13 protein-coding genes are annotated in these 13,954 nt (G+C 54.7%); 8 read left to right on the top strand and 5 right to left on the bottom strand.

What is annotated here, in order from left to right; translation table 11 throughout:
* Positions 1-38: 38 nt before the first annotated feature.
* The 5 genes from N1249_RS00775 to araD all read left to right on the top strand — a co-directional run bounded on the left by N1249_RS00775 (position 39) and on the right by araD (position 5,159).
* Positions 39-1,358, top strand: a complete 1,320-nt coding sequence (locus N1249_RS00775; protein WP_259833799.1) for an MFS transporter — start codon at positions 39-41, stop codon at positions 1,356-1,358.
* A gap of 93 nt (positions 1,359-1,451) precedes the next feature.
* Positions 1,452-2,957 (top strand): FGGY-family carbohydrate kinase, encoded by a 1,506-nt coding sequence (locus N1249_RS00770; protein ID WP_259833797.1) that lies wholly within the window; start codon positions 1,452-1,454, stop codon positions 2,955-2,957.
* Positions 2,954-3,607 (top strand): 3-keto-L-gulonate-6-phosphate decarboxylase UlaD, encoded by a 654-nt coding sequence (gene ulaD, locus N1249_RS00765; RefSeq protein WP_259833794.1) that lies wholly within the window; start codon positions 2,954-2,956, stop codon positions 3,605-3,607. The genes N1249_RS00770 and ulaD overlap by 4 nt, the downstream gene beginning before the upstream one ends.
* A 2-nt stretch (positions 3,608-3,609) precedes the next feature.
* On the top strand, positions 3,610-4,470 hold the full coding sequence (locus N1249_RS00760) for an L-ribulose-5-phosphate 3-epimerase (RefSeq protein WP_166718110.1): 861 nt from the start codon (positions 3,610-3,612) through the stop codon (positions 4,468-4,470).
* Positions 4,464-5,159 carry an L-ribulose-5-phosphate 4-epimerase gene (gene araD / locus N1249_RS00755; protein ID WP_259833791.1) on the top strand — a complete coding sequence of 232 codons (696 nt, stop codon included), beginning with the start codon at positions 4,464-4,466 and terminating at the stop codon, positions 5,157-5,159. Before N1249_RS00760 ends, araD begins: the two co-directional genes overlap by 7 nt.
* On the opposite strand, the gene N1249_RS00750 is transcribed toward araD, so the two are convergent.
* The gene (locus N1249_RS00750) at positions 5,160-5,984 is read right to left on the bottom strand and encodes an AraC family transcriptional regulator (RefSeq protein ID WP_259833789.1); all 825 of its coding nucleotides are present in this window, start codon (positions 5,982-5,984) and stop codon (positions 5,160-5,162) included. It abuts the gene before it with no gap.
* A gap of 224 nt (positions 5,985-6,208) precedes the next feature.
* Between N1249_RS00750 and N1249_RS00745 the strand changes: the two genes are divergently transcribed.
* Both N1249_RS00745 and N1249_RS00740 read left to right on the top strand, forming a co-directional pair.
* On the top strand, positions 6,209-7,609 hold the full coding sequence (locus N1249_RS00745) for an MFS transporter (protein WP_259833787.1): 1,401 nt from the start codon (positions 6,209-6,211) through the stop codon (positions 7,607-7,609).
* A 10-nt stretch (positions 7,610-7,619) separates the two neighbouring features.
* Positions 7,620-9,569: a glycoside hydrolase family 127 protein gene (locus N1249_RS00740; RefSeq protein ID WP_259833785.1), complete on the top strand. Its 1,950-nt coding sequence runs from the start codon at positions 7,620-7,622 to the stop codon at positions 9,567-9,569.
* A 43-nt stretch (positions 9,570-9,612) separates the two neighbouring features.
* On the opposite strand, the gene N1249_RS00735 is transcribed toward N1249_RS00740, so the two are convergent.
* The 3 genes from N1249_RS00735 to N1249_RS00725 form a co-directional block, all read right to left on the bottom strand.
* The gene (locus N1249_RS00735) at positions 9,613-10,017 is read right to left on the bottom strand and encodes a type II toxin-antitoxin system HicB family antitoxin (protein WP_259833783.1); all 405 of its coding nucleotides are present in this window, start codon (positions 10,015-10,017) and stop codon (positions 9,613-9,615) included.
* 14 nt (positions 10,018-10,031) lie between these two features.
* Positions 10,032-10,217 (bottom strand): type II toxin-antitoxin system HicA family toxin, encoded by a 186-nt coding sequence (locus tag N1249_RS00730; protein WP_259833781.1) that lies wholly within the window; start codon positions 10,215-10,217, stop codon positions 10,032-10,034.
* 336 nt (positions 10,218-10,553) lie between these two features.
* Positions 10,554-11,294 carry a MipA/OmpV family protein gene (locus N1249_RS00725; RefSeq protein ID WP_259833779.1) on the bottom strand — a complete coding sequence of 247 codons (741 nt, stop codon included), beginning with the start codon at positions 11,292-11,294 and terminating at the stop codon, positions 10,554-10,556.
* Positions 11,295-11,414: 120 nt separating this feature from the next.
* Here N1249_RS00725 and N1249_RS00720 point away from each other — a divergent pair, with 120 nt between their 5' ends.
* Entirely contained in the window at positions 11,415-12,377 is a 963-nt protein-coding gene (locus N1249_RS00720) for a LysR family transcriptional regulator (protein WP_259833777.1), read from the top strand.
* Here N1249_RS00720 and aldB read toward each other — a convergent pair.
* Positions 12,374-13,912: an aldehyde dehydrogenase AldB gene (gene aldB, locus N1249_RS00715; RefSeq protein ID WP_014068390.1), complete on the bottom strand. Its 1,539-nt coding sequence runs from the start codon at positions 13,910-13,912 to the stop codon at positions 12,374-12,376. The genes N1249_RS00720 and aldB overlap by 4 nt on opposite strands.
* Between the last annotated feature and the right edge of the window lie 42 nt (positions 13,913-13,954).

The raw sequence follows: 13,954 nt of genomic DNA, 5'->3' as shown, positions 1-13,954 counted from the left end.
ACATCCCTATATCGGTTACATTAACTGAGACATTAAATATGAACACTTCTTCTAATGCTCTACATGCGGATATTCCGCACCAGCGCTGGCTAAGGATCATTCCTCCTATTCTTATCGCCTGCATTATTTCATATATGGACCGTGTGAATATCGCATTTGCGATGCCTGGCGGCATGGACGAGGAACTGGGTATTTCTGCCACCATGGCAGGCCTGGCGGGTGGGATCTTCTTTCTTGGCTATCTGTTCCTCCAGGTGCCTGGCGGCAAAATTGCCGTTCACGGCAGTGGTAAGAAATTCATTGGCTGGTCGCTGGTCGCCTGGGCGGTGCTCTCGGTACTGACGGGTCTGGTCACAAACCAGTATCAGTTGCTGGTGCTACGTTTCTTACTCGGCGTGGCTGAGGGCGGGATGCTGCCTGTCGTACTCACGATGATCAGTAACTGGTTCCCGGATGCCGAACGGGGTCGCGCGAACGCTATTGTGATTATGTTTGTGCCCATCGCCGGGATCATCACCGCACCGCTGTCGGGCTGGATCATCACCGCACTCGACTGGCGCTGGCTGTTCATCATTGAAGGCCTGCTGTCGATTGTGGTTCTGGTGCTGTGGGCGCTCACCGTCTACGACCGCCCGCAGGAAGCACGCTGGATTTCCGAGGCTGAAAAAAACTACCTGGTGCAAACCCTGGCGGCTGAACAACAAGCCATCGCCGGCAAAGAGGTGAAAAACGCCTCGCTGGGTGCCGTGCTCTCTGACAAAACCATGTGGCAGTTGATCGCCCTGAACTTCTTCTACCAGACCGGGATTTACGGTTACACCCTTTGGCTGCCAACCATCCTGAAAGAGCTGACACACACCAGTATCGGCCAGGTGGGGATGCTCGCCATTCTGCCTTACATCGGCGCGATTGCGGGCATGTTCCTGTTCTCTTCACTCTCTGACCGTACCGGTAAACGCAAACTGTTTGTCTCCCTGCCTCTGATTGGCTTCGCGCTCTGCATGTTCCTTTCTGTGGCGCTAAAAGAGAACACCTGGCTGGCCTATGCCGCTCTGGTGGGCTGCGGCTTCTTCCTGCAATCCGCAGCGGGCGTGTTCTGGACCATTCCGGCGCGTCTGTTCAGTGCCGAAATGGCAGGCGGTGCGCGCGGTGTCATTAACGCCCTGGGTAACCTCGGTGGTTTCTGCGGCCCTTATGCGGTGGGCGTGCTTATCACGCTGTACAGCAAAGACGCAGGGGTCTACTGCCTGGCGGTATCTCTGGCGCTGGCATCACTGCTGGCCCTGCTGTTACCGGCGAAATGCGATGCCGGATCGGAAACGAATCCCACGGTGAATCCGCATAAACGTGCGGCCTGATGCCCTTACCTCAGCCCTCTCCTGTGGAGAGGGCTGAAACCGAACCGTAGGCCGGGTAAGCGCAGCGCCACCCGGCGCATAAGTGAGATGAAGATGAGTGAAAAAGAGCCCTTCTGGCTGGGTATCGATTGTGGCGGTACTTATCTGAAAGCCGGTTTGTACAACAGCCAGGGAAAAGAAGTCTGTATTGAGCGCCGCTCGGTTGCCACCCTCAGCCCGCGCCCTGGCTATGCCGAACGGGATATGCACCAGCTCTGGCAGCACTGCCATGCAACCGTCACGCTGCTGCTCAAAAACGCCCGTGTCGACGGTGAGCAAATTAAAGGTGTTGGGATTTCGGCTCAGGGCAAAGGGCTGTTTCTTCTTGATAAACAAGATCAGCCGCTGGGCAATGCCATGCTTTCTTCAGACCGTCGGGCACTGGAGATTGTGCAGCGCTGGCAGCAGGACGGTATTCCCGAAAAACTCTACCCGCACACGCGCCAGACGCTGTGGACAGGGCATCCGGCATCGCTCCTGCGCTGGGTCAAAGAGAACGAACCACAGCGTTATCAGCAGATTGGCTGCGTGATGATGGCACACGACTACCTGCGCTGGTGCCTGACGGGGGTAAAAGGCTGCGAAGAGAGCAACATCTCGGAATCCAACCTCTACAACATGAACACCGGCCAGTACGACCCGCAGCTGACTCGCTGGCTCGGGATTGGCGAAATAGACGGCGCGCTTCCGCCCATTGTCGGATCGGCAGAAATTTGCGGGGAAATCACCGCTCAGGCAGCCTCGCTTACCGGTCTGGCGGCGGGTACTCCTGTCGTTGGCGGGCTGTTTGATGTGGTTTCCACCGCGATCTGCGCCGGATTACATGACGAATACACCCTTAACGCGGTGATGGGAACCTGGGCCGTAACCAGCGGGATCGCCAACGGCATTCGCGATAACGAACCCTTTCCTTATGTGTATGGCCGCTATGTTCATCCGCAGCAGTACATCGTACACGAAGCCAGCCCTACCTCATCCGGCAACCTGGAATGGCTGACCGCGCAGTGGGGTGACGTGTCGTTCACTGAAATTAACCACGCCGTCGCCAGCTTACCGAAAGCGGAGAGCGATGTGTTCTTTCTGCCTTTTCTCTATGGCAGCAACGCCGGCCTGGAGATGACCAGCGGCTTTTACGGAATGCAGGCACTGCACACCCGGGCCCATCTGTTGCAGGCGGTTTATGAGGGCGTGGTCTTCAGCCACATGACCCACCTGAACCGGATGCTCGAACGCTTTACGCAGGTGACGTCACTGCGCGTCACGGGCGGCCCGACCCATTCAGATGTGTGGATGCAAATGCTGGCAGATGTCAGCGGCCTGGCGATAGAGCTGCCACAGGTTGAAGAGACGGGGTGTTCCGGCGCCGCGCTGGCCGCGCTCGTCGGTACGGGCATCTATGCCGATTTCCACGCTGCGCAGCGTGCCCTGCGCCATGACATCCGGATTATTGAACCCGACATGCGCGCCCATGCGGCCTACCAGAGCAAATACCACCGATACCAGTTACTGATTACCGCACTACAGGGCTATCACGCCCGTGTTAAGGAGTTCGACCTATGAGCCGTCCATTACTTCAACTGGCGCTCGACCATACCTCACTTCAGGCCGCGCAGCGCGACGTCGCTTTGCTTGCGGATCATGTCGACATCGTCGAAGCAGGCACCATTCTGTGCCTGACCGAGGGTTTACAAGCCGTGCGCGCACTTCGCGAGCAGTGCCCGGACAAAATCATCGTCGCCGACTGGAAAGTGGCCGATGCCGGGGAAACGCTGGCACAACAGGCGTTTGGTGCAGGCGCCAACTGGATGACCATCATCTGCGCCGCACCGCTGGCAACCATTGAAAAAGGCCATGAGGTTGCACAATGCTGCGGCGGTGAAATCCAGATAGAGCTGTTTGGTAACTGGACACTGGACGATGCCCGCGCGTGGTACCGCACTGGCGTACAACAAGCCATCTACCACCGCGGACGCGATGCTCAGGCGAGCGGTCAGCAGTGGGGTGAAGTGGATCTCGCCAGAATGAAAGCGCTGTCGGATATCGGTTTGCAGCTTTCTGTCACCGGCGGGATCACCCCTGCCGACCTGCCGTTATTTAAGCAGATCAACGTCAAAGCCTTTATCGCCGGGCGAGCGCTGGCAGGTGCAGAAAATCCGCCGCAGGTGGCACAGGCATTCCATTCGCAAATCCGCGACATCTGGGGGGAGTAATCATGCGTCAGCATCCGTTAGGTATTTATGAAAAAGCGCTGCCAAAAACACTCTCCTGGCCAGAGCGCCTGGTTCTGGCAAAAAGCTGCGGATTCGACTTTGTCGAAATGTCGGTCGATGAAACCGATGAACGCTTATCCCGCCTGGAGTGGAGCACCACGCAGCGCGCGTCTCTGGTCGAAGCCATGCTGGAAACGGGCGTGTCGATCCCGTCGATGTGTTTGTCCGCCCACCGCCGCTTCCCGTTTGGCAGCCGCGATGAAACCGTGCGTGAACGCGCGCGCGAGATCATGACCAAAGCCATCAGGCTGGCGCGTGATTTGGGTATCCGCACCATTCAGCTTGCAGGTTATGACGTTTATTACGAAGAGCATGACGAGGGCACGCAGCAACGCTTCGCTGAAGGGCTGGCCTGGGCGGTGGAACAAGCCGCTGCCGCTCAGGTGATGCTGGCGGTGGAGATCATGGACACCGCCTTTATGAACTCCATCAGCAAATGGAAAAAGTGGGACGATATGCTCGCCTCACCGTGGTTTAGCGTTTACCCGGATGTCGGCAACCTGAGCGCGTGGGGTAACGATGTGACCGCCGAGCTGACGCTGGGCATTGATCGTATTGCCGCAATCCACCTGAAAGATACCCAACCGGTCACTGAACAAAGCCCGGGGCAGTTCCGCGATGTACCGTTTGGCGAAGGCTGCGTTGATTTTGTTGGCGTGTTTAACACGCTGAATCAACTGAACTATCGCGGGGCATTCCTTATTGAAATGTGGACTGAAAAAGCAAAAGAACCCGTACTCGAAATTATCCAGGCACGTCGCTGGATTGAAGCCCGGATGCAGGAAGGAGGCATGGCATGTTAGAACAACTCAAAGCCGAAGTGCTGGCGGCAAACCTGGCACTTCCCGCCCACCAGCTGGTGACTTTTACCTGGGGCAACGTGAGTGCGGTCGATCGTGAAAGCGGCCTGATGGTGATCAAACCCTCCGGCGTGGAGTATGACGTGATGACCGCACAGGACATGGTGGTGGTGGATATCGCCACCGGTGCGGTAGTCGAAGGGAGCAAAAAACCTTCGTCCGACACGCCAACGCATCTTGCGTTGTACCGCCGTTATCCTGAGATTGGCGGCATCGTGCATACCCATTCCCGCCACGCAACCATCTGGTCACAGGCGGGGCAGGATCTGCCAGCCTGGGGAACCACTCACGCTGATTATTTCTACGGGGCGATCCCCTGCACGCGTCTGATGACCACGGCAGAAATTGCAGGGGAATATGAGTATCAGACCGGCGAAGTGATCATCAAAACCTTCGAGGAGCGTGACCTTAGCCCAATGCAGATCCCGGCGGTGCTGGTGCATTCCCACGGCCCGTTTGCCTGGGGCAAAGATGCCGCCGATGCCGTACATAACGCTGTGGTCCTGGAAGAGTGCGCCTATATGGGGCTGTTCTCGCGCCAGCTGGCCCCCCAGCTACCGGTAATGCAGCAAGAGTTGTTAGATAAACACTATCTGCGCAAGCACGGGGCGAATGCCTATTACGGGCAGTAATCACCCGGAATTAATATGTTCCTTACAATACCGCCGTTTCCAGACGGCGGGTGTTAAGCCGGTGTGCTTAGTGAATATCTGCCGGAAATAGCCCACGTCATTAAACCCGCAGCGGGCTGCCACTTCGGTGAGTGATGCGGAGTCATTCAGTAACAGTTTTTCTGCCGCCCTGACACGCTGGCGATGAATCGCCTCTGTCAGGGTTAAATGGAAGGTGCGTCGAAACACCCGCCCCAGATAGTCGGCATTACAGTGCAACTCCCTGGCAAGCTGCGAAGTGGAAAGGGGTAAATGAAATTGTGTGCGAATAAGCTGTTTCGCCTTCCACGCCATCGAGGCGCCAGCCTCATCCATTTTGTCTTCATATCCGCAAGAGAGTGAAACCTGCTGCAAAATCAGGAGCAACAAGAGTTCCAGCGCAATGCTGCGCTGTAATTTTTCCTGCTCGCTCAGAAACTGACGGAACAGAGAAATGACATATTGCGCATCCCTGACGCTGCAATGTTGTTCTATTGCCAGCGGTGGGCCGTTCTTCGCGGTATTTTCCACATCAACGTTTTCCACTTCAAAATGCAGCCAGTAGAATTTGAGGTCTGCCGGGAAATCCTCCACGCCAACGTGTCGTCGGTTCGGCCAAAGCAATAAGCACTCTCCGGCCTTCACCTCAAAAAGGGTATTTTCCTCGAGGATCGTTAATGTCCCTTTTTCGACAAAAATAATCTCCCACGACGTCAGTTTTCTCGCCGGATGGCGACCCACACCCCGGGAAATAAATAACCCGCCATTTTGTACTTTAATCGGAAGCGCTATGGATAATTCAAGCATCGGTATTCACTTTCCCGCTTTTATCATCGTAATAGTTGAGTTTATTTATTGATTATTAATAAATATTAACGTCTCTGCCCGATCCAACTCACATTTTTGGCATCAGGTCGGAATCGTCATCTTTTTATACTTTTCCCTTCCCTTGTTGGCCTTTCCGTTCAGTGCAGAATGAATGGGGTACCTTGCACAAATACGATAAAAATCGTTTACCGAGGAGTTACCTCATGACTTCCACACCGATTACAGAATCTGACGTTGCACAACAGGCAGTGGATGACCGCCTGTCAGTTCGCGAAAAAATAGGCTACGGCCTGGGTGACGCGGGCGGCACGGTCATTACCTGTCTTATCATGAACTTTCTCACCTTTTTCTATACCGATATCTTTGGCCTGACACCTGCCCTGGTTGGCACGCTGTTTATTGCACTTCGCGTGTTTGACGCCATCTCCGACCCGGTGATGGGCGTGATTGCTGACCGTACGCAAAGCCGCTGGGGACGTTTTCGCCCCTGGCAGCTTTGGGTGGCGTTCCCGATCGGGATCATCGGCGTACTGACCTTCACCGTCCCGGAAGCCAGCATGGGAGTGAAAATCGCCTGGGCGTTCGGAACATATCTGCTCTTGTCAGTGGGCTATACCGCCATCAACGTGCCCTACTGCGCGCTGATTAACACCATGACCACTCGCCACAACGAGGTGATCTCCTGCCAGTCCTGGCGCTTTGTGTTGTGCGGCGTTGCCGGATTTTTAGTGTCCGTTGGCCTGCCGTGGCTGGTATCTGCATTAGGTCAGGGTAATGCTGCAAAGGGCTATCAGCTTGGGGTCGGCGTGCTGTGTACCATCGCCGTGGTGATGTTCCTGTGCTGTTTCTTCTGGGTGCGTGAACGTGTACCGCTGGCGCTGATGGGCAAATTCACCCTGCGCGAGCATCTGGCGGGCCTGCGTAATAACGACCAGTTGCTGCTGATGCTGGTGATGTCCTTCCTGCTGATCAACGTGTTCAACATTCGCGGCGGCGGATACATGTACTTCATCACCTATGTGCTCCAGGGCAGCACCGCCTACACCTCACTGTTTTTCACCATGGTGACCTTTGCGGCCATTCTTGGGGCGGTGATCGTCAACCCGCTGTCCCGCCGTATTGATACGGTCAAACTCTACTATTACACCAACCTGGTGCTGGCCGTGCTCGCGGCGGGAATGTGGCTCCTGCCCGGCGGGCCGACTTACCAGACGCTGTGGCTGATTGTGATCCTGAGCAACGGCGTCATCCTTGGCTTTACGCTGCCGCTGCACTTCTCGCTGATGGCCTTCGCCGACGACTACGGCGAATGGAAAACCGGCGTGCGCTCCTCTGGCATGAACTTCGCCTTTAACCTGTTTTTCATCAAGCTGGCATGGGCCTCCAGCGCCGGGATCATCAGCCTGGTGTTTATCGCCGTGGCCTATCAGCCTGGTGCCGGTAACCAGACACCGGCGTCCCTGCAAGGCATCACCGCCATGGAGACATTGCTCCCTGCCCTTTTCCATCTGCTGCTGGCTGTCAGTATTCGCTGGTGCAGACTCAACAATCCAATGATGTCGCGCATTTCCACCGATTTGCGCCAGCGTCACGTACAGTCCTGAGGAGAACGAGATGTCCATAATGGAAGCCGACCTGCACACGCTTAAAATTAACGATCCCTTTCTTGGCCAGTATCAGCAGCTGGTGCGCGATGTGGTCATTCCTTACCAGTGGGATGCGCTCAACGATCGCGTGACGGAAGCCGAGCCAAGCCATGCCATCACTAACTTCCGCATTGCGGCAGGTCTGGAGAAAGGCGAATTCTACGGTATGGTGTTTCAGGACAGCGATGTGGCGAAATGGCTCGAAGCCGTGGCATGGTCGCTATGCCAGAAGCCCGACGCAGAACTGGAAAAAACCGCCGATGAGGTGATTGAGTTGGTCGCGGCGGCGCAATGCGAAGATGGCTATCTCAACACCTATTTCACGGTAAAAGCCCCCGAAGCGCGCTGGACGAATCTGGCTGAGTGCCACGAGCTTTACTGCGCCGGGCATATGATTGAAGCCGGCGTGGCGTATTTCCAGGGTACGGGGAAACGCCGTTTGCTGGAGGTGGTGTGCAAGCTTGCCGATCACATCGACAGTGTCTTTGGCCCAGGCGTTAACCAGCTGCACGGTTACCCCGGTCACCCGGAAATTGAACTGGCGCTGATGCGGTTGTACGACGTCACGCAGGAGCCTCGCTACCTGGCGCTGGTGAAATACTTCATCGAAGAGCGCGGGGCACAGCCGCATTTTTACGATATCGAATACGAAAAGCGCGGCAAAACGTCACACTGGAACACCTACGGCCCGGCGTGGATGGTGAAAGACAAAGCCTATAGCCAGGCGCATCAGCCGCTTGCGGAGCAACATACGGCAATTGGCCATGCAGTGCGTTTTGTCTATCTGATGACAGGCATGGCGCATCTGGCGCGCCTGAGTCATGACGAAGGTAAACGCCAGGATTGTTTGCGGTTGTGGAACAACATGGCCCAGCGCCAGCTCTACATTACCGGTGGGATCGGCTCGCAGAGCAGCGGCGAAGCCTTCAGCAGTGATTACGATCTGCCCAATGACACGGTGTATGCCGAAAGCTGCGCCTCGATTGGCCTGATGATGTTTGCCCGCAGGATGCTGGAGATGGAAGCAGACAGCCAGTACGCCGACGTCATGGAACGGGCGCTATACAACACGGTATTAGGCGGTATGGCGCTGGACGGAAAGCATTTCTTCTATGTGAATCCGCTGGAGGTGCATCCTAAGACGTTGTCGTTTAACCATATCTACGATCACGTGAAGCCGGTTCGCCAGCGCTGGTTTGGCTGCGCGTGTTGCCCACCAAACATCGCACGGGTGCTGACCTCGCTCGGTCATTACATCTATACCGTTCGTGAGGATGCGCTGTTTATCAACCTGTATGTAGGGAACGATGTCACTATCCCGGTTGGCGACCGCACGCTACAGCTGCGTATCAGCGGCGACTATCCGTGGCATGAGCAGGTGAAAATCGACATTACCTCTCCGGTGCCGGTAACTCACACGCTGGCTCTGCGTCTGCCTGACTGGTGCGCGAACCCGGTCGTTGCCCTGAATGGCGAAGTCATTAAAGGGGATGTGACACGAGGTTATCTCTACCTCACCCGCAGCTGGCAAGAGGGAGACACCCTTACGCTAACGCTCCCCATGCCGGTTCGCCGTCTGTATGGTAATCCACAGGTACGCCAGCAGGCGGGTAAAGTCGCCCTGCAACGCGGGCCGCTGGTGTATTGTCTGGAAGAGGCCGACAACGGTGCGAATCTGCATAATCTCTCCCTGCCCGAGGAGAGCACATTCCGGGTCTTTGAAGGAAAAGGGATTTTCGCCCACAAGATGCTGATTCAGGCAGAGGGCATCGGTTGTCATGCAACTGATTCAGATGCGTTGTGGCAATACGATCGCTCGCCGGTGCAGCGTCAGCCTCAGACATTAACCTTTATTCCATGGTTTAGCTGGGCGAACCGCGGTGAAGGGGAAATGCGAATTTGGGTGGATGAGGCGTAACGCCTTGCGGCCCCCGACCCTCTCCCACGGGAGAGGGAGATAATCAGGGCAGCACTCGACGTGCTGCCTCTGCCAGGAATGCACTCCGGTTGCTGAACTGGGGATGTTCGCTGACAAAGGAATCGATCTTAACCAACAAACGACGGGGCATAGTGATATTAATACGCTCAGCCCTGCCGTCAAACTGCTTCATATTGATGTCCACCAGCAGCCACTGCCCACCGATAAAATCAGCTGGAGTTGCTTCAAGATGCGCTTCAACATTCCCAGGCAAAGGCAGCTCTTCTTCGCTTTCAAACAGCGCTTCAAAGTGAGCAGTCAACGCTGCACGAGCGTCCTGAAAAGCATCATCCAGAGAATCTCCTGCAAAAAAACAGCCTGGCACATCAGGAAAAAAGCCACTGGCGCTTCCGTTGAGGTCAGAATGAATATAAGCCGGATAAAACATAACTACTCCTGATATCAATGTTTGATTCCCGCCTGCCGCCAGATTTGCGCGAGAGTTCCAGGTTTAATGTCTTTTTTAGGATGAGGAACGGTTACCAGCCCCTTATATACCGGATGGCGGAACTGATGATGGCTTCCTTTCGTTCTTATGCATTTCCAGCCATGACTGACCAGAATGGTAATGACGTCCGCACTTTTCACATCCTGATCCTTCGATGATTATACACATTATACACACGAAACTTACCGAATGAGATCACATTAGCGCGGGGATGGTCAGAGTGCAGCAATCTATTGCCAGAACAGGAAGATACGATGAGAAAAGAAAGTGCAATACGCGATATTACTAAATAAGATGCGGGGAATATCGCAATAAAAAGCCCGGCGGCGCTGCGCTTGCGCGGGCCTGAAGCCGTATCGTAGGCCGGGTAAGGCGGAGCCGCCACCCGGCAAAAATAGGGCTGACAAACCAGATAAACGCAACAGCACCAGGCAATCAGAGAGGCTGCCCCCATCCGTGGGGACAGTGTTAAGCCATCAGAAACGCCAGGTCACGCCCGTCATCAGCGCGAAGCTGTCATCACGGTCGATCATCGGGCTGTTCTTCACATCGTCAGGTAATACGGTGTAAACCGCACTGGCATTCAGGAACAGGCTTTGGGTCAGCTGGTATTTTGCGGCAAGGCCAACGTACGGTGTCCAGCTGTCACCAGCCTTGTATTCATCCAGCCCGGTGCGACGAGATTCGTTGCCGGACACGCCGTAGTAGTAATCGTTGTAACTCTCATCGCTATAGAAAACGCCCACTGACGGCGTCAGCGTCAGGCGCTCCATACGAATCGGACGGAAATAGGACACTTCGCCCATCACACCACCGCTTTCATCCATCGCATCACCAGAAACGGCGAATTTCAGGCTACCCCAGCTTTCGTGGCGATAGTATGCGCCGCCGAGAAATGCGGAAGCTTTACGCTCATCAAGGTGTTTCATCTGATGGTCGTCGTTATCATCCGGGTCGAAATGCAGCGGCATCCAGGTTGCCGTCAGGCTCAGTTCATTTTTGCCATCTTTCCACAGGATCCATCCTCCCGTGGTCTGACGCACATAAAACCGGTCGCCTTCATAGCTAATTAACGGTACTGCTGTGGTATTTTCGTTATACCCTTTGTAAGGCGATTCATTAAATACAGCCCCCGCCCCTAGTGAAAAATCACCGGCCATCGCGGATGATGTTGCAAATAACGTGGCGGCGATGAGTAAATTCTTATTAATAGTCATTCCATGCAATCCATTTAAACGCCAAACAAGCGGGGCGAATAATAATGGTTACAAATTTGCCAATGCAACGTTGCCGTTTATATAATATTATATATAAAATCATATAGATGGGTGCGCACGATGAGTAACCTGCAATTGAAACCGCGTGAGTTAAAAATCATTTCTGTCATCGCCGCAACGCACAGCATTGGTGATGCTGCCGCCTTATTGGGTATGGCGCAGGCCAATGTGAGTAAATATCTATCTGATTTTGAAACCCGTGTTGGACTCAAAGTATTTGAGCGCACCACCCGCCAGCTGTCACTCACGCAGTTCGGCGAGGCGTTGTTACCCTATGTTAATGCTTCACTGGATAAGAATAGCCAACTCATTAATTTCATTGCTGATTACAAGCATGAAAAACGAGGGAAAGTGACGATCTACGCCCCAACGGGCATCGTCACCTATCTGGCTCGCTATGTCATTCACAAGATTGAAGATCCTGGCGACATTCGTATTTCGCTAAAAACCTATAACCTCGATAGCAACGAATTTTCCGAAGGCGTTTCATTTCCTGATGATTGCGATATTTTAATCACCTATGCTCAACCGAAAGATGAAAGTTTAGTCGCAAGCGTATTAACAAAATATTCCGTCACGGCATTTGCCTCTAAAGAATACTTAAAGATCCACCCGATTAGCGGACCTGACGATTTAATCAATCACTCATGTATATTAATAGACTCGATGCTGGTTGACGATGCTAACATCTGGCGTTTCCGGGCGCACGGCAGTGAAGGTGCACGCGACTATAAAGTCACCGGGAATTATATTTGTGATAATACCCAGACGGCGCTGGAGCTTGCGAGAAATAACCTCGGCATTGTTTTTGCCCCGAAAGAGAGCCTGAAAAAAGAGCTCACTCATGGCATGTTAGTCCCCTGTTTTCCGCATCAGGAGGAGTGGTGGCTCGATCTCACGGCCATATTCCGCAAACGCGAGTACCAGCCCTGGCGCGTGCAATACGTCCTGGACGGCGTACTGAACTGCCTTCGCCAGCAAATTGCTCAGGCCGCCCATGGGCGGCCTGATATGGGTGATTAAAACAATCCCAGCGGTTTATCCGAGTAGCTGACCAGCAGGCATTTCGTCTGCTGGTAATGCTCCAGCATCATCTTGTGCGTTTCGCGACCAATCCCCGATTGCTTGTACCCGCCAAACGCCGCATGTGCCGGATAGGCGTGATAACAGTTCGTCCACACGCGGCCAGCCTGAATGCCACGCCCCATCTTATAGGCCAGATTGCCGTTGCGGCTCCAGACACCCGCCCCTAAGCCATACTGCGTGTCGTTGGCGATTTCCAGCGCCTCCTCCATGGTTTTGAAGGTCGTCACCGCCAGCACAGGGCCAAAAATCTCTTCCTGGAAGACACGCATATTGTTCTTGCCGAACAGAATGGTGGGCTCCAGGTAATAGCCTTCATTCAGCTCGCCGCCCAACACCTTACGTCGTCCGCCGGTCAAGACATCGGCCCCCTCTTTCTTACCGATATCAATGTAGTTGAGGATGGTTTCCAGCTGCCCATGGGACACCTGCGCTCCCATCTGGGTGACACTATCCAGCGGGTTCCCACTGCGAATAGACTCCACGCGTCGGATCGCGCGCTCCATAAAGCGCTCGTAAATAGATTCCTGAACCAGCGCCCGGCTCGGGCAGGTGCACACTTCACCCTGGTTGAAAGCAAACAGCGCGAAGCCTTCCAGCGCTTTGTCGAAGAAGGCATCTTCTTCATCCATCACATCGGCAAAGAAGATATTCGGGGACTTACCGCCCAGCTCCAGCGTTACCGGGATGATGTTCTGGGTCGCGTATTGCATGATTTGCTGGCCCACTTCTGTCGACCCGGTAAAGGCCACTTTGGCGATACGTTTTGAGGTCGCCAGATATTCACCAATTTCACCCCCGGCACCGTTCACCACGTTGACCACCCCCGGCGGCAACAGATCGCCAATCACTTCCATCAGCAACAGCACCGACAGCGGCGTTAAGCGCGCAGGTTTGAGCACAACGCAGTTGCCTGCCGCCAGTGCCGGAGCCATTTTCCAGCTCGCCATCAGCAGCGGGAAGTTCCACGGAATAATTTGCCCGACCACACCCAGCGGCTCGTGGAAATGGTAAGCGACCGTTTCGCTATCTACCTCGCTTATTCCCCCCTCCTGCGCACGGATACAGGATGCAAAATAGCGGAAATGGTCAATGGCCAGCGGGACGTCCGCCGCCATGGTTTCACGGATAGGTTTACCGTTGTCCCAGGTTTCTGCCGTTGCCAGCAGCTCCAGATTCTGCTCCATTCGATCCGCAATTTTGAACAAAATGGCGGCTCTGTCCTGCACAGAGGTATGCCCCCATTTGTCTTTCACCTTGTGTGCCGCATCCAGCGCCAGATCGATATCCTTCTTCCCGGAACTGGCGATTTCACACAGCGGCTGGCCGGTAACTGGGGTCAGATTCGAATAGTACTCACCGTCGACGGGCGCAACCCAGTCGCCGCCAATAAAGTTGTCATAACGGGGTTTTAACTTGAGAGGGAAACCATACTCGCCAGGCTGAATACGCGATGAGGGAGGATTGTTTGTCATGACCGTCTCCTTGCTGTTGGTGTACAACAAGGGTAGTTCGGA

This window comes from Enterobacter sp. CP102, from assembly GCF_025152625.1.
Classification (GTDB): domain Bacteria; phylum Pseudomonadota; class Gammaproteobacteria; order Enterobacterales; family Enterobacteriaceae; genus Enterobacter; species Enterobacter soli.
This window is presented reverse-complemented; position numbering and strand designations above follow the sequence as displayed.